Source organism: Collinsella aerofaciens, from assembly GCF_015553355.1.
Lineage (GTDB): Bacteria > Actinomycetota > Coriobacteriia > Coriobacteriales > Coriobacteriaceae > Collinsella > Collinsella aerofaciens_V.
Genome location: NZ_JADNGN010000019.1, coordinates 19,783 through 39,717, shown reverse-complemented (window position 1 = coordinate 39,717; position 19,935 = coordinate 19,783). Strand labels below are relative to the sequence as shown.

The following is a 19,935-nucleotide window of genomic DNA, read 5'->3' as shown; positions in this document are numbered from 1 at the left end:
TTCCGTTCAGCAACGGAAGAGCCCCTTGCCATGTCTAAGTATTCAGCCCACCCGGTTCTCCAGATCAAAAAGCGAGAGGCAGAGCAACGCTCGTTCAGCAACGTTACCCAAGGACCCGGGCGGGCGTATGGGGCAACATCGATCGCGAGTTCCGCACGCAAAGGAGAGCACTTAATGTGCTCTCCGTCTTGCGCAGGACTGCCCGAGCAGGCGATGTTGCCCCATACGCCCGCCCGGGTCCGCCGGGATTACGACAGCTTGACAATTGGAGCAAAGCCCTTCATCAACTTTTTGGTCTGGCCGGTCTTTTCGAATTGGACCTCGATCATGTCTCCGGCGACCGAGATCACGGTGCCCGTGCCAAAGGTCTTATGACTCACGGTATCGCCCGCGGCAAAGTCCTGCGATGCGCTGGCGCGATCGACCTTGCGCTCCACCGTCGGGGATACCTTGGATGACGACTTTTTGGCTCGCGGCGCGCCCGAGCCAAAGGTCGAGGCAACACGGCCGGCGTCGGGCGAAACCCCACGATGGCGCTCGGTACCATAAGTGCTGCCGCCAAAGAAGTCATCGAAGCTCGAGCCGCTGCGCGATCCAGAGCCGCCGGTCGAGCGCGTATGCGAGCCAAACACCTTGCCGCCATACATATCCGAGCCCATGCCCGAGCCAAAGGTGCCGTGACGGTCGCCGCGCTTCTCCCAGCCCGTGCCCTCAAAACCGGCAGAACCGATACCGCTAAACTCGATGTCCTCAAACGGAATCTCGTTGAGGAAGCGCGAGCGCGGATTGGCAGAGGTCGAGCCGTAGGTGCGACGCGTGGCCGCATAGGTCAGGAACAGGCGCTTGCGAGCACGCGTGATGGCGACGTAGGCCAAGCGGCGCTCCTCCTCGAGCTTGCCCGGATCGTCACTACCGCCAAAGTCGTGCACGTGCGGGAAGATGCCTTCCTCCATGCCGGCCACGAACACCGCCGGGAACTCCAGGCCCTTGGCGGAGTGGATGGTCATCATAGTGATGGCATGCGTCTCGCCGGCCAGGGAATCCAAGTCGGAGCGCAGAGCCAGCCACTCCATGAGTGCAGGCAGCGCCTTGCAGGTGAGCGGGCCGTAGGTGCGCTCGATCTCGTCGGCATGTACGGCACCCGCCGGCAGCTCTGTCGGCGCGGCATAGGCGTTGCCCGCGATGGCGGCAGCCAGGGCATCCTGCGGCGAGAGCGCCGGGGCCGCCAGGCTGTCGAGCGGATTGGAACCCGCGGCATCACGCGCGCCAACGAGCGCCTCAAACGAGGATGCCGGGGCGGACGGCCCCGGCTCGGGCGCGGGCGCACTCACCACGACGGGCTCGGGCTCGGCACCGGCAGGCACGTCGGCAACACCGGCCGCGCGCAACTCTTCTAGGCTCTCGAGCGTACCCTCGATATCCTCGTGCGTCTCCTCAAATTCGGCGGCAACGCCCAGGAATTCCTGGATGTTCTCGGCGCGGCTCTCGGACTCCATGGTGCCCTCGGCGCGGAAAGCCTGCAGCAGGCCCGTCTTATCGACAATCATCTCGACGACGTCCTTGAGCTCGCCGTCCATGCGGCGACCCTCGCGCACCAGCGACACAAAGCTCGACAGGCCATTGCGCACCTTGGCGCTAAACATGCCCGTCTCGGCTGTTGCGATCTCGCAGGCCTGGAAGAACGAGCAACGGTTGTCGCGCGCCAGCCGCTCGATCTTTTGGATCGAGGTGGAGCCGATGCCGCGGCGCGGCGTGTTGATGACGCGCTTGACGCTCATCTCGTCGGCCGGGTTCACAATCATCTTGAGGTAAGCCATGACGTCGCGGATCTCGGCACGGTCGAAGAATCGCGTGCCGCCCACGATCTTGTAGGGCACGCCCGCGCGCAGAAACATATCTTCGAGAATACGCGACTGGGCGTTGGTGCGGTAGAACACGGCGATGTCGTCGTAACTCGTACCCTTGGAGTGCAGCTTTTCGATCTCGCCGGCAATCCAGCGACCCTCGTCGCGCTCATCGCTTGCCTGGAAGGCCTGGATCTTCTCGCCGTCGCCCTCGGCCGTAAACAGGCGCTTGTCCTTGCGCTGCGAGTTGTGACGCACCACGGCGTTGGCGGCGCTCAGGATATGGCCCGTAGAGCGGTAGTTCTGCTCCAGCTTGACGGTCTTGCAGTTTTTAAAGTCCTTCTCAAAGTCCAGGATGTTGGTGATGTCGGCGCCACGCCAGCTGTAAATGGACTGGTCATCGTCGCCCACGACCATGAGGTTTTGGTACTTGGCGGCTAGCAGGTTGGCGATCTCGTACTGGACGTGGTTGGTGTCCTGATACTCGTCGACGCTAATGTAGCGGAAACGCTCTTGGTACTTGTCGAGCACCTCGGGGCGGGTGCGCAGCAGCTCGAGCGTGCGCACGAGCAGGTCGTCGAAGTCCATCGCGTTGGCGGCGCGCAGGCGGCGTTCCAGCTCCAGGTAGACCTGCGCGGCCTTTTTGTCGTTGGGGCTGTCGGCGGATTTGAGCATGTCCTCAGGGCCGATCATGGCGTTTTTGGCCGAACTGATCTTGCTGCGGATCATATTGATGGGGAATTGCTTTTGCTCGATACCGAGCGCCTGCATAATATCGCGCACCATGCGCTTGGAATCGTCGTCATCGTAGATGGTGAACTGACCGGTGTAGCCCAGCAGGTCAGCGTCCTCGCGCAGCATGCGCACGCACATAGCATGGAAGGTGCACACCCACATGCCGCGGGTACCGCTGGGAATGAGTGCCGCCAGACGCTCGCGCATCTCGGCCGCGGCCTTGTTGGTAAACGTGATGGCAAGGATCTGCCAGGGCTTAACGCCCAGGTCGTCGAGCATATGTGCGATGCGGAAGGTCAAGACGCGGGTCTTGCCCGAGCCGGCGCCGGCGAGCACCAGCAGCGGGCCCTCGGTGGTCAGGACCGCCTCGCGCTGGGCGGGATTAAGGCTGTCGATGTCGACGAGCGGCTTGGCGGGTTTGGGTGCCGGCGCGGGAGCGTCGTAGATGTCGAGCGGGACGAGCTCGGGCTCCGGCGCAGCGGGGGCGGTGTATGCATCGAGCGGCACGGGTTCCGGCGTGGGCGGCACGGGTACCGCGGCGTTCTTTTCCCAGGGCAAGGGCTGGGTCATGGGCGACTCCTCATCTGACGGACGGCGCGCCTGCGGGCAGCGCCATAGTTTGAGCCGTACCAGTATACCGAGCCGCGCGGAAACCGACGCAAATCACACCACGACTCCGGCCGCCGCGCAGCGTCAACCAAGTTACAGGCCGAGCATAGGCTCCAGAACAAAGAAGTACGCAAGCACCACGATGCCCAGAATGATGCGGTAGACGCCGAAGCACTTGAAGTCGTGACGGCGGACGAAGCCCATAAGCCACTTGATAGCGATGAGCGAAACCACAAAGGCCACAACGCAGCCCACGCCCAGGATGGTGACCTCGTTGGCGCCAAAGGTACCGCCCTTGATGAAATACTTGACCAGCTTGAGCGCACTCGCGCCAAACATGACAGGAATGGCCAGGAAGAACGTAAACTTGGACGCCACCGAACGCGTGCAGCCCAAAAGCAGGCCGCCGATGATGGTGGAACCGGAGCGCGACGTGCCCGGAATCAGCGAGAGCACCTGGAAGCATCCGATGCCCAGTGCGGTCTTCCAACTCAGGTCCTCGAGCGTGGTGATGGAACCAAAGTCCAGATCCTCGTCATCGCGCTCATCCTCAGCGGTAGCCCCGGCGGGCGCCGCAAAGTGCGCACCGGCGGGACGTCCACCCGACACCACAGCACGCGAACCAAACGAACCGGCAACGGCCATTTCCTCGCGCTTGCTCGCGCGCCAGTTCTCGATCACGATAAACAGCACGCCGTACACAATGAGCGCCAGCGCCACGACGGGAGCATTGTAGAAATGCTCCTCCATCCAGTCGTTGAGCGGCAGACCGATCGCCGCCGCAGGAATGCAGCCGAGCACAATCTTGCCCCACAGCACCCAGGTGTCGCGACGGCCCTCCTTGCCCTTGCTGGGCGAGAACGGATTGAGCTCATGGAAGAACAGGACGCAGACGGCCAAAATGGCGCCAAGCTGAATCACGACCAGGAACATATTCCAGAACGTCTCGCTCACGTTCATCTTGACGAACTCGTCCACCAAGATCATGTGACCGGTCGACGAAACAGGCAGCCATTCGGTGATGCCCTCGACCAGGCCCATGAAGGCAGATTTTAGAAGCTCGATAATATCCAAAGGGACCCCCTCGTTAGACACCCGCCGATATTGTTCTGCGGACGGTGCGGGCGATGTCCCATTATCAACCGTTGGCGGCGCGCCTGCGCCTACCCTTACCAAAAAACTCGCCCGTTCACAGAATTGCGAGCGGTCAAACCCAAATCCTTGGGTATAACTGCAACAAGATAAAGTGTCCGGCGGCCAACGCGCCCGCGCCCGCCCGATGCACGGGCCCCGCGCCCGTGCGATAGACCAAGGAGGAAACCATGAACGAGGGCTACACCAAGGTATTTGTTTCACTCGACGGTACTGAGCAGCAGGATTTTGTGCTCGCACGCGCCATCAAGGTCGCCGCGAACAACGGCGCCAAGCTAATCATCGGCCACGTTATCGATTCCACGGCGCTCGAGAGCGCCGGTTCCTATCCGGTCGATCTGGTCAACGGCCTAGAGGAGGCATTTAAGAACTCCATCGCCAAGCAGCTCGAAGAGGCCAAGGCCAATCCCGATATTCCCGAGGTCGAGGTCATGATTCGCGCCGGCCGCATTCGCGAGACGCTCAAGGACGAGATGCTCGACGTGGTTAAGCCCGACCTGGTGCTCTGCGGCGCCCGCGGCCTGTCCTCGATCAAGTATGCGCTCCTGGGTTCGATTTCGACGTTCCTGCTACGCAACACCGACTGCGACATCTTGGTCGTGAAATAGCAAACGTACGCCTAACGCATCGCGGAGCGCAAGCCCGCGTGCCCAAGTCTTCCAAGAGCGGGGCCACAATTACGGTGGCCCCGCTTTGCTTTAGACTGAGAATTGCTCCAGAACCCTCATTCTCTCAACGGAGTCCGTCTGAATTTTCAGAGCGACCCTACCCAAATCTCCGGTTGCAGAGGCAAGTTCTGCAAGCTGGGCAGACACCCCTTCAGCCACTTCCGCCGCGATGTTCTTAATCATCTTGAGTGGTAGATGCAAATCTTGAGACATGAATTCGAAATCTTCAGGAGTCACCCCATCGATCACCCGGTGATCCCCAATATCAATCCCAAGATTATGGTCGTATCCCATTATCGTCGTGCAGACAATATCGTATGCAGGGGCCAACCTCTTTTCCCGCCAACTCGGACTATAAAGAAACGAATGGTTCTTGAGATGCGAGTCGCAATTCCCCAACGCATAATCGACCATTACCTGACGAGCGAACATTTGAGTATCAGCAATTACGTTAGACGATTGCTCTCTTATCAATCGGCCGCAAAGAACCATATAGCAGCTATCGGGACGTGTCTCGTATTTCATATACGAAGGCCAGCCAACCGCTTGGCAAAAATCCTCCTGATGCAGCCTCAGAGGCACATCGAATCCGCTCATCGACGGCGGCTCATTGCTCCAGATTCTGTCATAACGCTCGGAAAAGAACGCACCAGGAATCGTATCCGAAGCTTCTGAACGGGCAATTTCAAGCCCAGCAGCAGACGCTGCCGTCATGCAAATTAATTCGTTGAACGGCAAATCCGGATGTTTAGTTGAAGCAATCTTGACTATGTGAGTCGAGGGGGCAGAGCCGAGCGGCAGCATCCAATCCCCCGACCCGGCCTTTTTTGCATCTTTACCGCGCGGTAAAAACCAACCGGTTTTAGACTGAGCGCCCGCCAACGACAGCCTCGAATCCTGCATATCATTTGCAATCTCAAACACTTCCGCCTTAGAAAGTGCCTCAAAATCCTCGTCTTGCAGAGGACGATAGCCCGGATCGTAGCTCGATTTCTCATCGCCGAGAAACCTCAAGGCACCAACGCACTCATCGCCCAAACGCTCGAGCATCGATAAATAGTCTGACTGGGGGATTTGAAAACGCATCGACAGCTCATGCCGAACCGGGCCCTCGGGAAGCATGCCCGAAAAGAAGGCCGAAAACTCATTGCTGGTATATGGGTCATGTCGCAAGGGAAGAGAAGCTGAGAGTGCGGCAGCATCGTCGCGTTCAAGATATCCCTCATCATATGCAAACGTCTCGTTTACGGGGTCGGCCCTCTCAAATTCTCCGACCAGCTCAAACGTTCCCCGATACTCACGATAAACCTTTAATGCCATGAACCGTCGCCCCTCTCCCTCAGGATCAAATCGACCCCCAAGCTGTTAGCGATTTGAAGGGTTTGGCGAAGATTGGCACCCGCCTTTCCACGCTCAAGCTCGCTCACAAAGCGCAAACTGCACTGGTTGAAATCAGCCACATCGCGTTGGGTATAACCGAGCTTCTTCCGGCGCTCACGCAAATATGCACCGAGTTCAGCTGGGTCAAAAATCGTTCGCTCATTCCAGTCTTGCATGCTAATCCCCTATGATTATCCCAAACGGGATAATCATAGCACATCATGATGGAATTATCCCGTTTGGGATATATGTCTTAACGTGAATGACGCTCCGGGACGTTACACCGCGACGACTACTCAAAGTATTGGAACTTGTTCGTTGAAAAAGCGAATGTTACGACGAAGCCTTCGCCCGGCTCCGATGCCGCGGTGACGTCGATGCCCATCTTGGAGCACAGGCGCGCCACCAGGTAGAGGCCGATGCCCGTTGCGCGCTTGGTGGTGCGGCCGTTGTCGCCGGTAAAGCCCTTCTCGAACACGCGCGGCAGGTCTGCCGCGCTCACGCCGTAGCCGTTGTCCGCAACGGTAAGCTCGATGCGCTCGCTTGCCAGGCCCTCGTCCAGCAACGCGCCCGAAAACACGATCTTCGCGCCGTCCTCGCGCGCGTATTTAATGCTGTTCTGGATGAGCTGCCCCAGAATAAACTCGAGCCACTTCTCGTCGGTGAAGACCTCAAAGTCAAGGTTCCCGCACACCGGCGCCACGTGCGCCGCGATAAGCTCGCGCGCGTTGGCTTTAATCGCGCCCGTCACCAAGGTCTTGAGATCCCAGCGGCGAATCAGGTAGTCGCGCTCCACGACTTCCGAGCGCGCATAGTACAGAGCTTGGTCGATATAGCGCTCCACGCGGGCAAGCTCGCGTGCCAGATCGTCCACGCGCGACAGGTCGTCTTCGCTACCGTCCAGGTTTTCCAAAATCAGATGGGCCGCCGCCAGGGGCAGCTTGGCCTCATGGACCCAGCTCTCGATATAGTCGCGATAGTCATCGGTCTGACGGCGGCCTTCGGCAACCTCGTCGCAAGCGGCTTTGCCCACCCGGCGCAAGACCTCGTACTCGAGCTCGCCCTCGGCATAGGTCGGGCATTGCACCATCTCCTGCACCCATGCGGGACTCTCGAGCTCCTCGGCCGCACGCTCCAGCTGGCGCAGAAAACGACGACGGCGCGCGTATTCGATCACGATGCCGAGCATACCAAAGATATAGGACACGCCGACCGCCACGACCACGATAGAAACGGGTGCGCCGGCGACCGGCAGCACAAAGCAGCTCAGCAGCACGCCGCACGTCCACACGGCGACGGGAAGCAGCGCGTCTTTAAAGAACTTGGCAAACGACATAGCCGGCCCCTAGACCGAATAGCCCTGGCCGCGGTGCGTGGTCAAATACCCCTTGATGCCGATTTTTTCGAGCGTGGTGCGCAGGCGGTTGATGTTAACGGTGAGCGTATTGTCGTCCACGAAGGCGTCGGAGTCCCACAGGTCCTGCATGATGGCCGAACGCGAAACGATCTTGCCCGCGCGGCTCAGGAGCAGCGAGAGAATGCGCAGCTCATTTTTGGTGAGCTCGGTGCTGTCGCCGGTCGCCGTGTTGGTGACCATAGAGCAGGCGAGGTCGAGCTCCAGCCCCTTGTGGACGAGCGTGCTGCGCTCGCCTGACGCCGCGGTGCGACGCAGCAGTGCGTTGATGCGCGCCACGAGCACGCGCGCGCTATAGGGCTTGGGAACAAAGTCGTCCGCGCCGAGCGTCATGGCCATGACCTCGTCGATCTCGGTCGTGCGCGAGGTGAGGACGATGATGGGGACCTCGGATTCGCGGCGAACCTCGTGGCAGATATGCTGGCCGTCCTTGACGGGAAGCGTGAGGTCGAGCAGCACCAGATCGGGCGCGGCGGCGAGAATATCGCGCGAGACATGCTCGAACGATTCGCAGGCCTCGATTTCAAACCCGGCGCGGGCAAGGATGTCGACAAGCTCACGACGAATGGGCTCGTCGTCCTCAACGATATAGATTAGCGCCATGGATTCCGCTCCCCTCTTGGTTGTCTTGCCACCATTATGGCTGCGAAACTGCAGGTGCGCGCCACGCACGTCGCCAAGGTGACAGAACTGTTCGCGAGCGGGGGCGTTTTGTCCGCCTCGCACTCGCAGCGGTGGCGGGAACCAAAATGATTCTTTAATCCCCGTCCCAGAATAATCATTTAGCGGCGGGCACGGAGCTTTTCGTAGCCATCGGCGAAGAAGGCGACCGTGGCGGCGTCGGCCTCGGCGGCGTCCGTCTCGGTTGCGGGGACCACGCCGTGCTCGTCGCTCACCAGGAACAGCGCGCCCTTAAGCTGCGCGGGAATATCTACGCGCGTGACCGGGATGCCCTTGGTCTGGGCCAGCTGCTCGATGAGCGTCGCCGTGCCGCACAGGCACTCGTCCGCCGGCGCCACAAAGGCGAGCTCGCCGTTGTTGACGGCGGCGAGCAGCTCGGGCGCCACGCCGGTCTCGTCGGCTTCGGAGCGGGCCTCGGCGGAGCGGGCACGCAGCGCCTTGGCCGACGTATCGGCGAGCGGCTCGTACTCCCCCACTGTCATGGCGGCGTTGCCGTTGATGTCGATCACCAGCATGAGCACACCGTCGTGTGCGGTGTAATCGCCCTCGGCTAGTGACCACTCAACGTGCTGCTTGGCCCAGCTGAGCATGTTATGGGTAAGCGGCTCGCCCTGCACCAGACGCTCGGACAGTGCACGGATGTGGCGGTTGAGCATGGGCACCTTTTTATTGGACATGCGCCAACGGCAGACAAGCGCGGGCTTGTCGAGCGTGAACTTCTCGACCGCCTCCTGATTGGCGCAAAAGTCCTCGTACGCACGCTGATCCTCGGCATTGCCAAACAGCTCGGCATCATCAATCTGGGGCATGGTCATACCTTTCGTGTTAGTCATTCCGTCCTCTTATACCAAAAAGACGGCCCTCCAAACGGAGCAGCCGTCTTTTGCAGAGATTATTTTGACGATATGGTCAGGCGACCGAACAGTTTAATGGGATAGAGAAACATCCCATTAAGGGTTTTCCAAGTGCCCGAGATTGCCCGAAAGAGGAGCGCCGCGTACTAAATGTACGCAAGCAACGGTTTGAGGGGCAAGGTCGGGTGCTTGGGAAAGCCTCTAGTGCCTAAAATGCCTGGCACCTGTGAAGACCATCGCAATGCCATGCTCGTTGCAGGCCTGGATGCTCTCGTCGTCACGCTTGGAGCCACCGGGCTGGATGATGCAGGTCACGCCGTGCGCGGCAAGCACGTCAACGTTGTCGCGGAACGGGAAGAACGCGTCGCTTGCGCAGGCAAAGCCGCCCTTCTCCACGCCCTCGCGCTCGCAGAAGTCCTCAGCACGCTCGCAGGCCAGCAACGCGGAATCCACGCGGTTGGGCTGACCCGGGCCCATGCCAATGCCGGCCTTACCCTTGGAGACCAGGATGGCGTTGGACTTAACGCCCTTGCAGACCTTCCAGGCAAACTCGAGCTCGGCCATCTCGGCGTCGGTGGGCTTGCGGTCGGTGGGGAACGTAAAGGTCGCGGGGTCCTCGGTCACGTGGTCGACTTCCTGCACCAGCATGCCGCCGTCGATGGAGCGCAGCTCCACTTGGGCACCGTGGTCCACGCCGCCGGTAGCCAGCACGCGCAGGTTGGGGCGCTTGGCCATGCGCTCGAGCGCCTCATCGGTGTAGCTCGGGGCGATGATGACCTCGACGAACTGCTTGTTCTGGTCGGCGAAGTGCTCAACCAGCTCAAAGGGAACCTCGCGGTTGCAGGCGATGATGCCGCCGAAGGCGCTCTTGGGATCGCAGGCGAAAGCGCGGTCGTAGGCGGCCGTGATGTCCTCGGCAACGGCGGAACCGCAGGGGTTCTGATGCTTGAGGATCACGCAGGCCGGCTCGTCGAACTCGCGGACCAGGTTCCAAGCGGCGTCGGCATCCAGATAGTTGTTGTAGCTGAGCGGCTTGCCCTGGATCTGCTCGGAGCCCACGAGCGGGAACTGCGAGCTCGCGGTGTTCTCGCAGCCCTCGGCAAAACGATAGACCGTGGCCTTCTGCTGTGGGTTCTCGCCATAGCGCAGGTCGTCGACCTTTTCCAGCGAAATCTCGAGCTTGGCAGAGGTGTCCGCCACGTCGCTTGCCTGGGCGGCAAGCCAACGGGAGATAGCCGTATCGTAGGCGGCGGTAGTCTGGTAGACCTTCACCTGCAGGCGACGACGGGTGGCAAGCGTGGTGCAGCCGCCGGTCTCGCGCATCTCGGCAAGGACAGCGTCGTAGTCGGCCGGGTCAGAGATGACGGTAACGCTCGCAGCGTTCTTAGCGGCGGAGCGCAGCATGGAGGGACCGCCAATGTCGATGTGCTCGATGGCGTCCGCAAAGGTGACCTCGGGGTTGGCGACGGTCTTCTCGAACTCGTACAGGTTGACGACGACCAAGTCGATCAGCTTAATGCCGTGCTGAGCGGCCTCCTGCATGTGCTGCTCGGAATCGCGGCGGGCCAGCAGCGCGCCGTGAACCTTGGGGTGCAGGGTCTTAACGCGGCCGTCCATCATCTCGGGATAGCCCGTGAACTCCTCGATGGGGGTTACGGGAACGCCCGCGTCCTCGATGGCACGAGCCGTGCCGCCCGTAGAGATGATCTCGACGCCAAAGTCATCGACCAGCGTCCGTGCGAAATCGACGACACCCGTTTTATCGGTAACCGAGATCAACGCGCGTGCGATCTTCACATCAGATCCCATGCAGTCCTCCTGTCTGGTACGCCGCCGTGCTCTGTGAGTCGGTGATACGTCGATCTGCAGCGCTCGCGCAGCGGCATTGAAAATACTGATTCAATGTAGCGCATCGAGCGCATCGATGCACCCCGCAACGGGCGCATGTGCAGAAAAAGTTTGCGCGCGGAGGGGATGGGCACGGTGAGTTCATGGAACACAGGGGCACCATAATTTGATGCCAATGGCGTGGTAGAACTGTGCTCGATATGCATCCGCAAAAGAAAGAGGCGCCATGGTCTCGCGGGTTCTCTACCGACCGTTTGATACCGAAGACTTCGACGCCATCGCGCTGATTCTGCAGCAGCTTTGGCATAACAATTCGGATAACGATGAGTACAACCGCCTTGAGGCCGCGTGCGACCTCGCCTATTGCCTTTCGTCGTCGACGTTTTCACAGGTTGCCGTAATCGACGGTCAGGCGCGTGGCATTTCGCTCGCGCGTGCGGGACAGAGCTCCGGCGCCACTATCAACGAGCATTGGATGGATACCGAACGCGCGCTGCTATCGCAGATGCGTGAGCTAGAGCCCGATGCGTGCGCCGAGTATCTCTCGTTTGTGCGCGCAACCATCCGAACCAACAACCGCCTGCTCGAGAGCAGCCCGTTGCCGCACGACAACGAGGTCACGCTGCTTGCCGTGGATCGCGATGTCCATGGCCTGGGCGTTGGCACGGTTCTGCTCGATGCCGCGGTCTCGCACCTGTCCTCGCTTGGAGCGACGAGGGCGCACCTGTACACCGACTCCAACTGCTCGTGGAAGTTCTACGAGCTGCACGGCTTTAAGCGCACGGCCACGCACCGCGCCAACCGCGAAGAGCGCCGTCACGACATGCCGCGCGAAAGCTTCCTCTACGAACTCGACCTAACAGCCTAAACCCGGCAGCCATACCTAGTCATTTAGGAACGTCCCCAGTGACTAGTCGTTTGGGACAGTCTTCGTAGGTAGCGCATAAAAATGGGATGGATCCGTCGGCAATCGCCGGAGAAGATCCATCCAAAAAAATCAGAACTCGCTAGAACGTTCCGCCGCCGCCTCCGCCGACGCCGCCGCCTCCGCCGCCAGAGAAGCCGCCGCCTCCGCCGCCGCCCGAGCTGTCGGAGCTCGACGCCAGCTCACGGATGCTCTCGTGATACACGTCATCGAACGAATCGAGCGGAGACTCGATACCGTAATGATGGTAGTACCACCAGTAGCAGGGATAATTGTCATAGAAGCCGTCGGCCTCGCGCACCTCGGGCGGCACGGCCTCGGCAAGCTGACGCAGCACTTCCTTGGAAACACCCAGCGCCACGCCCATCACCAGCAGCTTGTTCCACAGCACCAGATCGCCGGGGACGGCTTCCTTTAGACGAGTGAAGTCCTCGAGCCAATGCTTAAGTGCCTTGCAGCGAGCCGCCACCTCGGCGCCCTCCGGCGTAAAGCGGCGGAACGTAAGGCCCACGCCGATACCCACCAGCACAATCGGCACCGAGATAACCGCGGCGATAATGTTCGCCTGCGCGCCGTCGGTAAAGAAAATGGATCCAATAGGAATAAAGGCAATTAGAATGCCCAGGACCAGGCCAAACACCATTGCGACAATGCCGTCCGAGGCAACGTACTCGCTATCGGCCAGCTTGCCCTTAACGGTGTTCTGATAGTCCTCGAGCTTGTCGCCCACGGGTGTAGCATGCTGCTTGACGTAGTGCTGCAGCTCGTCGAACGTGCGCGAGCGATCGCCGTTCTCGTCAGGCTTAGCACCGGCAAAGAAGACCTTGAGCACCATGTGGTCAATGCCCTTGGCCGACTTCCAGCCCGCATCGCTCACCGTCACGCGATACGTCTGCTCTTCTTTTTCACGCCCCAGCAGACCCTTCTTGGCCTTGGTCACGGTCGCCTGCTCCAGCTTGATCACACGGTCGTCAGTGAGCTTCATGAGCGTGGCGATATATGCCTGATCGGGCACCTCGTTCCAGCTCATGAGGGCCGAAAGCACGGCGGGATGGTCGGCCGAAGGCACATCGCGGAAATATTCGTCCTGGAAAAACGGCTTGGGCTTGCGCTTGCGCAGCTTGAGCATAACGATTATGCCGGTAAAGGCCACCGCCGCAACAACACTTAGCACGGCAAGTGCATTGGCAATCATGCGAGCGTGAGCGCGGCGGGCGTTAGCTTCGTCGGCCCATTCCTTCTCTTCGCTCAGGATCGTTGACATGCGCTCTTCGCCCGAAGCGGCAAGTTGCGGCACCCAGTCGCTAGGGAAGGCGATGCGTGCCTCGGCGAATTCGCCCTGATGCACGCAGGGAATGGTATAGGTGACCATGGGTTCGTCCGCATCGAGCGATACATCGCCCGTCAGCGGGCCGTGGCCCCATGCGCGGAAGTTATCGCCCTTGACGGCCGCCGTCCCGGCAGCGGCATTTGCGAAGCGCACTTCCATCTCGACGTCATCGGAATCCGCAGACCAGCCGTCACCCACGAACTTCCAGTAGAGCTCGGCGGTATCGGCCCAGTTCATGACCGCACCGGTCATGGAATAACTCACGTAGTAGATTGCACTGTCGCCGCTCTCGTGGGGGCTGAACACCTTAATCCTTACGCCGTCACCGGTCTGCTCGACCGTGTAGACGCCAGAATCGCCCTTGTTCGCGCTATCGACTTTGTTAAACGCGGTGTCCTCTTCCTCGACACTCAGCACATCGACGCCCGCCGTGCCGCCCTGCTGGTTGGTACCCGTATTGATCTCCCAAAACACGCCGTTGATGTCGTCATCGAAATCAAACTGGCGACCCTCGACAACGCTCAGCGAGCCATCGGCCTCGACCGTGGCACCGATATAGGTTTGGGTCATGGAGTAGCCGTCGGCGTGCGCGGCGGCAGGCAGCAGCAACAACGCAAGCGCAACGAGCGCGCAGACGGAAGCGAATCGCGCAAACAGGCGGCGCTGCCGGCTGACTTTGGCGGCGAGGGTGTTCATAGGCACATCCTTTGTCTGTAAAAGCAACAGCGCCATTGTCCCACGTTTGCGGGTACGCATGACGAACATCTAGGCGACCGGAGCGCCAAACGGGATGAAAGTCACGCCCGCGGCCGGCAGCTAGTCATTGGGTAGTCATTGGGGACGTTCTTAAATGACTAGTCGTTAGGGACACTCTTTGGCATGGCATGCGCCAACGATAGATACCACTTCACAGCTCCGTCACAGGTGTAGCGGCTTTGTGTGGGCGCGGCATACGCTGATTGAGCCGCCAGCCGAGGGGCATAAAGCAGTTGAGCGAAACGGTTTGCCCCTTTGCCGTCCGCTCGAGGATCATGTCCCCCTTTTCCGCGGAAACCCCGGCAGTTGCGAAGAGCTGCCGGGGTTTCTGTCGTCTAAGGTGCCAAGTTGATGGACAGGAATCAAAGCGCCGAGTCTGCGAGCCGCCATACGCAATGCGGGGCCTCGACAACTTGCGGACCACAGTGACGCCTCCCCATCGCGCCCCGCGCTATACTCGTCCGCATGGATATCAAAACACGCAACATAGCAGCGCCCGCCGCGGACGCGCCAGCGATGCCGCCCGCCTCTGCCCCCGCGCCCGTCGTGGGCCGCTTTGCCCCGTCGCCCTCGGGCCGCATGCACTTGGGCAACGTGTTCAGTTGCCTGTGCGCGTGGCTTTCGGCCCGCAGCCAGGGCGGCCGCATCGTACTGCGCATCGAGGACCTGGACGATCGCTGCAAGCGTCCGGAACTTGCCGCTCAACTGATTGACGACCTGGCCTGGCTGGGGCTTGAGTGGGACGAAGGCCCCTACTACCAACACGATCGCCTGGACTTGTACGAGGACGCCCTGCACCAGCTGCAAGACGCCGGCCTCACCTACCCCTGCTTTTGCACGCGCGCCGAGCTCCACGCCGCGAGCGCACCGCACGCCAGCGACGGCACGCCCATCTATCGCGGCGCCTGCCGAGGCCTTTCTGCCGAGGAGGTTGCCCGCCGCAGCATCCTGCGCGCTCCGGCCACGCGCCTGCGCGTGCCCGCCGTCGACGACCTCGCGGACGACGTGATCGAATTTGTGGATCGCACGTATGGTGCCCAATGCGAGGCGCTCGCCACCGAATGCGGCGACTTTTTGGTGCGCCGCAGCGACGGCGTGTTTGCCTATCAGCTAGCCGTGGTGGTCGATGACGCCGCCATGGGCGTCACCGAGGTCGTGCGCGGATGCGACCTGCTGGGCTCCACGCCGCGCCAAATCTACCTGCAGCATCTGCTGGGACTTCCCACGCCGCACTACGCGCACATTCCGCTGCTCATGTCGCCGGACGGCCGCCGCCTTTCCAAGCGCGACCGCGATCTGGACCTGGGCGAACTCCGCACCCGCTTTGGCACACCCAAGGCACTGCTGGGCTGGCTCGCCGGGCAAACAGGCATCGCGCCGGACACCACGCCGCGTACCGCCGAGCAGTTGGTGGAGCACTTTAGCTGGGATGTCATCCGCAAGCACCGGGAAAACATCACCGTAACGGCCGAGTAGCCAAATACGCCCCGCCTCTACGCAACATCCCAGGGCTGGAGTTCGTCGCCCAGGCGAACGATGTGGTCGTAGAGCACGGTGTGGCGCTCGGCCGGGTTGGCATCCCGATGGAAATGCCCGTAGTACCAACGCTTGTAATCCAAGCGGTCTTCCAGCTCATCGAAAAATGCCGTAAGCTGATCAACGGCGGGGTAATTCCAGCCGGGCGCCGGATAGAGCGTGGGCGAAAGCATGCGCGTGGAGCAGGTGTGGGTGATCACGTAGTCGACCTTCCAGCCCACGCTGTCGAGCTTTGCCCGCGCCTCCTCGAAGTTGCGCTCGTCCGGCAGCTCCTGTGGCCACCAGCTGGAATACGGTATGCGGTATTCCTTATCCACGCTCGTGGCGCCGCCCATGGTAAGGATCGTTGAGCCATCGAGTTCAAAAACCTCGCCGCGTGTTAGGCGCCGAATGGGCGAGGTGTCCGACAGGCGCTGCGTCAGCCCACCGTGCCACAGCTCCATGGGACGCTCCGCCCAGTGATCGAAACGTTCGTGGTTGCCGTCGACGAACAGCACGGTATAAGGGCGCGACTCCAGCCAGGCGATATCGGCGCACTCCTCGGCAGAAAAATCCCACGGAAAGCCAAAGTCGCCCGCGATGATGAGATAGTCGTCGCCCGTCAGGCTATCCCCAAGATCCCAGTCGCGCAGCTTTTGCATGTCGAGGCCGCTGTGAATATCGCCCGTCACATAGACCGTCATCGGATCACCACTTCCCTGCAAGTCGCTAGCCCACATCCTGCACGATTACTAAGCTAACCGTTCCAGCCCTTCCATCCCTTAGGGCTTACCCCTCGTTCTTCCATCCAAACGGGTCAAGCACCCAAAAAACCAGATCGAGCACGCCGCCGGTCATCATGGCGCCGGCAAGGGCCATGCAAACGTGCAGGGAACTGGTACTTCGGAGCACGTCGAATGGCCCCAGAACAGCCAGCAGCGCGACCGCTGCGCCGGCTACGCACAGCGCGAGGCACGGTCCCGCGTCCTTGGCGCACTTCTTTGCGAGATGCTTGGTGTTGTCACTCATCAATATCGAACTCCTTAGAGGGTCGTTGTTTGGGTACATGCCGCCGCGGCAGAGCAGGACGGCAGGGTAAGTGTCACATGTCGTGCGGACATCCATGGGGAAACCGCCTGCTCGACCAACCCTTGACGCCGTTTTGCACCGGCACCCCATCCCCCGCTATCGAGGTCTAATACTTTTCCCGAGAAGTGAACGGCTGTTTTTGGACCCCTGAAACAGCCGCATTTTTCGACGGCAAAATCGTGGGATTTCAGCATTGAAACCGCAGGAAGCGGCACCTTTAAAGTGTCAATGCTTCGGGGGTCCGTTTTAGCTCGTTCACTTCTCGGGAAAGTATTAGACCTCGCTGCTAGCTATCCAAAAAGACACCTCTCCCTTCCCCACCGCCACCCAAAAACTCATCCAACGTTAATCTTGGCTCAAGAATCGCTTAATCTATAACCTGCACTATAGAGTTCGACCAAGGGCGAGGCGGCGCCGCGCAACGCAGGCCGCCGAACGCAACGCTCGCGCCCGGGCAGATTGCCCGGCGTCGCGCCCATCGAACGAAAGGACAGGTCATGGACGACCTCGAAAAAGTTGAAACCATCCGCACCAAGTGCAACGTGAGCTACACCGATGCCAAGGCCGCGCTCGACGCCGCCGACGGCAACGTTTTGGACGCCATCATTTGGCTCGAGTCGCAGGGCAAGACGCAGACCACGTCGGCGCACGCCGCCACCGAGTCCGCGCCAGTCGATGAGCCTTCAGCCGAGATGGTCGCCGCGCAGGCCGCCTACGAGAAGTCGAGCGAAAAGACCGACTTCTCCAAGAAGGTGGACAGCGTATGGGAGTACCTCAAAAAGCTCTTCCGCCTGAGCCTGGACACCAAGTTTATCGCCACGCGCCGCGATGCGATCATCCTCAACATCCCCATCCTGATCCCCATCATCGCCCTGTTTGCCTGGGGCGCTACGATTTGGCTGATGCTGATTGGCCTGTTCTTTGGCATGCGCTACCGCATCGACAGCGACGGCGACGTGCCCGGCAGCATCAACAACCTTATGGATCACGCCGCCGACGCCGCGGACGACATCAAGCAAAATCTCAACGACGACAAGTAATCGCAGACGGGGGGCACGTATGGCACGGATCCTGATCGTAGAGGACGAGGAGAAAATCGCCCGCTTTGTGACGCTCGAGCTGGAGCACGAGGGCTACCGGGTGGAACATGCCGCCGACGGCCGCACCGCCGTGGACCTGGCACTGGAGCGCGACTACGATTTGATTCTGCTCGATGTACTGCTGCCGCAGCTCAACGGCATGGAGGTCCTGCGGCGCGTACGCAAGCACAAGGATGTGCCGGTGATCATGGTCACCGCGCGCGATGCCGTGATGGACAAGGTGGCCGGGCTCGATGCCGGCGCCGACGATTACCTGACCAAGCCGTTTGCGATTGAAGAGCTGTTCGCACGGATCCGCGTGGCGCTGAAGCGCTCGGAAGCCGTGCGGGCGGCTTCGGGCGTTGGCGGCATCGGGACGGGCGCGGCAGGCGGCACGGGTGTCGGCGCCACTGCGATGCCCCCGGTCAGCGACTCGACCCAGGTTTCCGCCTCGCTCTCCCCCGCCACGCTCGCCGTGGGCTCGGTTGCGCTCGACCCCGACCGCCGCGAAGTCACGGTCGGCGGCTCGCCCATTGCGCTCACGGCCCGCGAGTTCGATGTCCTCGCCCTGCTTATGGCGCATGCCGAGACCGTGCTCACGCGCGAACGCATCGCGCACGAAGCGCTGGGCTACGAATACATGGGCGACACCAACAACGTCGACGTGCACATCGCGCATCTACGCGCCAAGATCGAGGACGCCGGCGGCGCCCGCATCATCCAGACCGTGCGCGGGGTGGGCTATGTCTGCCGCGCGTAACGCCGAGGCCAAGCGCGTCACCTCCATCGCCCGCGCCATCAACTGGAGCTATATGTGGCGCCGCCTGATGAGCTACGTTTGGCTCGACCTGCTGCTAGTAGTGATTGTGGCGGCGATCCTCGTCTATGGATACAACCAGACGCTGCCCAACGGCGCGTTTACCGCAGGATGGATCCCCAGCGCCACCGTTCGCGGCATGACGCTGACGCCCGCGCGCGGCTGGGACCTGACAACGCTCACCTATACCGTCGAGCTCGCGCGTACCACCAAGACTTTCCCCCTCGCGCAGGACCTCGTCACGCTATGGCCTCTCTACCTTGTCGTTGTGGGTTGGCAGGTCATCAGCGTGCTCAACATGCTCGGCGGTGCCCGCCGTGTGCGCCGTACCATGGCACCGCTCAACGACTTGGCACTGCGCGTGGACGAACTCGGCCGCATGCAACTCGCCGGCGGCAAAATGGAGACACTGGAGCAGGCCATCGAGCGCGCAAGCGTCGACTCGCCGAGCGTCACCACCGGCGACGCCGACCTGGCAAGCATCGAGGTCGCGCTCAACCGCCTGCTGCGCCAGATGCAAGAGGCAAAGCTGCAGCAGATGCGCTTTGTCAACGATGCAAGCCACGAGCTACGCACGCCCATCGCGGTGATTCAGGGCTACGTGAACATGCTCGACCGCTGGGGTAAGGACGACCCGGACGTGCTGGCGGAATCCATCGCGTCCCTTAAAGCCGAAAGCGAGCACATGCAAGAGCTTGTGGAGCAGCTGCTGTTTTTGGCGCGCGGCGATGCCGGGCGCACGGTCCTGCGGCGCGCGCATACCAACTTGGCTGCACTGGTCAGCGAGGTATGCGAAGAATCGCAGATGATCGATGCCGCGCACACGTATCGGCTGGCCTTTGACGCTGCGCTTGTCAGCGACCCGCGCTGCGCCGCGCCCGTCGACGTGGTGCTCGTGAAGCAGGCTCTTCGCGTGATCGTGCAAAACGCCGCCAAGTATTCGGACGCGGGCACGCCCATCTCGTTTGGCGTAGCGCCAGATGCGGGCGCGGGCACGATCGACATAAGCGTTGAGGACGAAGGCATCGGCATGAACCAGGAATCCGCAGCTCACGCGTTCGAGCGGTTCTACCGTGCCGACAACGCGCGCGATGCCGGCGCGCAGGGTTCGGGCCTGGGGCTCGCTATCGCCAAGTGGATCGTCGACAGCCACGGCGGCGTCATCGGCGTGACCTCGGTCGAGGGCGTCGGCAGCCGCTTTACGATTCGCCTGCCGCGGTAGGAAGCCCCTCGACATAA

At 61.3% G+C, this 19,935-nt stretch carries 17 protein-coding genes; 6 read left to right on the top strand and 11 right to left on the bottom strand.

The features are described 5' to 3' along the window. Positions 1 to 248: 248 nt before the first annotated feature. Both I2D57_RS06040 and I2D57_RS06035 read right to left on the bottom strand, forming a co-directional pair. A complete protein-coding gene (locus I2D57_RS06040; RefSeq protein WP_195361838.1) occupies positions 249 to 3,149 on the bottom strand; it encodes an ATP-dependent helicase in 2,901 nt (966 codons plus the stop codon). Between the two features lie 132 nt (positions 3,150 to 3,281). Beyond that, the gene (locus I2D57_RS06035) at positions 3,282 to 4,262 is read right to left on the bottom strand and encodes an undecaprenyl-diphosphate phosphatase (RefSeq protein ID WP_195361837.1); all 981 of its coding nucleotides are present in this window, start codon (positions 4,260 to 4,262) and stop codon (positions 3,282 to 3,284) included. Between the two features lie 248 nt (positions 4,263 to 4,510). Between I2D57_RS06035 and I2D57_RS06030 the strand changes: the two genes are divergently transcribed. Then, positions 4,511 to 4,948 carry a universal stress protein gene (locus I2D57_RS06030; RefSeq protein WP_006235921.1) on the top strand — a complete coding sequence of 146 codons (438 nt, stop codon included), beginning with the start codon at positions 4,511 to 4,513 and terminating at the stop codon, positions 4,946 to 4,948. A 90-nt stretch (positions 4,949 to 5,038) separates the two neighbouring features. Here the strand turns inward: I2D57_RS06030 and I2D57_RS06025 are convergent, their stop codons facing one another. The 6 genes from I2D57_RS06025 to purH all read right to left on the bottom strand — a co-directional run bounded on the left by I2D57_RS06025 (position 5,039) and on the right by purH (position 11,146). After that, a complete protein-coding gene (locus I2D57_RS06025) occupies positions 5,039 to 6,328 on the bottom strand; it encodes a HipA domain-containing protein (RefSeq protein WP_195361836.1) in 1,290 nt (429 codons plus the stop codon). Continuing rightward, entirely contained in the window at positions 6,319 to 6,564 is a 246-nt protein-coding gene (locus tag I2D57_RS06020; protein ID WP_138374527.1) for a helix-turn-helix domain-containing protein, read from the bottom strand. Before I2D57_RS06020 ends, I2D57_RS06025 begins: the two co-directional genes overlap by 10 nt. Before the next feature lie 116 nt (positions 6,565 to 6,680). Then, complete coding sequence (locus I2D57_RS06015) at positions 6,681 to 7,724, bottom strand: sensor histidine kinase (protein WP_195361835.1); 1,044 nt, start codon at positions 7,722 to 7,724, stop codon at positions 6,681 to 6,683. A gap of 9 nt (positions 7,725 to 7,733) precedes the next feature. Next, entirely contained in the window at positions 7,734 to 8,405 is a 672-nt protein-coding gene (locus I2D57_RS06010) for a response regulator transcription factor (RefSeq protein ID WP_195361834.1), read from the bottom strand. Positions 8,406 to 8,584: 179 nt separating this feature from the next. Continuing rightward, positions 8,585 to 9,316, bottom strand: a complete 732-nt coding sequence (locus I2D57_RS06005) for a hypothetical protein (protein ID WP_195361833.1) — start codon at positions 9,314 to 9,316, stop codon at positions 8,585 to 8,587. Positions 9,317 to 9,538: 222 nt separating this feature from the next. Then, on the bottom strand, positions 9,539 to 11,146 hold the full coding sequence (gene purH, locus I2D57_RS06000; protein WP_117778997.1) for a bifunctional phosphoribosylaminoimidazolecarboxamide formyltransferase/IMP cyclohydrolase: 1,608 nt from the start codon (positions 11,144 to 11,146) through the stop codon (positions 9,539 to 9,541). Between the two features lie 265 nt (positions 11,147 to 11,411). On the opposite strand from purH, the gene I2D57_RS05995 reads away from it, so the two are divergent. Further along, positions 11,412 to 12,053 carry a GNAT family N-acetyltransferase gene (locus I2D57_RS05995; RefSeq protein ID WP_055310399.1) on the top strand — a complete coding sequence of 214 codons (642 nt, stop codon included), beginning with the start codon at positions 11,412 to 11,414 and terminating at the stop codon, positions 12,051 to 12,053. Positions 12,054 to 12,192: 139 nt separating this feature from the next. On the opposite strand, the gene I2D57_RS05990 is transcribed toward I2D57_RS05995, so the two are convergent. Next, positions 12,193 to 14,136 carry a DUF2207 domain-containing protein gene (locus tag I2D57_RS05990; protein ID WP_195361832.1) on the bottom strand — a complete coding sequence of 648 codons (1,944 nt, stop codon included), beginning with the start codon at positions 14,134 to 14,136 and terminating at the stop codon, positions 12,193 to 12,195. A 576-nt stretch (positions 14,137 to 14,712) separates the two neighbouring features. Here I2D57_RS05990 and gluQRS point away from each other — a divergent pair. Beyond that, positions 14,713 to 15,672 carry a tRNA glutamyl-Q(34) synthetase GluQRS gene (gene gluQRS / locus I2D57_RS05985; protein WP_195361831.1) on the top strand — a complete coding sequence of 320 codons (960 nt, stop codon included), beginning with the start codon at positions 14,713 to 14,715 and terminating at the stop codon, positions 15,670 to 15,672. A 17-nt stretch (positions 15,673 to 15,689) separates the two neighbouring features. Here gluQRS and I2D57_RS05980 read toward each other — a convergent pair whose 3' ends face one another. Both I2D57_RS05980 and I2D57_RS05975 read right to left on the bottom strand, forming a co-directional pair. After that, the gene (locus I2D57_RS05980; RefSeq protein ID WP_195361830.1) at positions 15,690 to 16,415 is read right to left on the bottom strand and encodes a metallophosphoesterase; all 726 of its coding nucleotides are present in this window, start codon (positions 16,413 to 16,415) and stop codon (positions 15,690 to 15,692) included. Between the two features lie 85 nt (positions 16,416 to 16,500). Beyond that, positions 16,501 to 16,740, bottom strand: coding sequence for a hypothetical protein (locus I2D57_RS05975; RefSeq protein ID WP_195361829.1), 240 nt, complete (start codon positions 16,738 to 16,740; stop codon positions 16,501 to 16,503). Positions 16,741 to 17,297: 557 nt separating this feature from the next. On the opposite strand from I2D57_RS05975, the gene I2D57_RS05970 reads away from it, so the two are divergent. The 3 genes from I2D57_RS05970 to I2D57_RS05960 are packed head-to-tail and all read left to right on the top strand — an operon-like array spanning position 17,298 to position 19,918. Beyond that, a complete protein-coding gene (locus I2D57_RS05970; RefSeq protein WP_195361828.1) occupies positions 17,298 to 17,840 on the top strand; it encodes a UBA domain-containing protein in 543 nt (180 codons plus the stop codon). Between the two features lie 19 nt (positions 17,841 to 17,859). Then, a complete protein-coding gene (locus I2D57_RS05965; protein ID WP_195361827.1) occupies positions 17,860 to 18,639 on the top strand; it encodes a response regulator transcription factor in 780 nt (259 codons plus the stop codon). Next, positions 18,623 to 19,918 carry a sensor histidine kinase gene (locus I2D57_RS05960; RefSeq protein ID WP_195361826.1) on the top strand — a complete coding sequence of 432 codons (1,296 nt, stop codon included), beginning with the start codon at positions 18,623 to 18,625 and terminating at the stop codon, positions 19,916 to 19,918. The genes I2D57_RS05965 and I2D57_RS05960 overlap by 17 nt, the downstream gene beginning before the upstream one ends. The last annotated feature ends 17 nt before the right edge of the window (positions 19,919 to 19,935 follow it).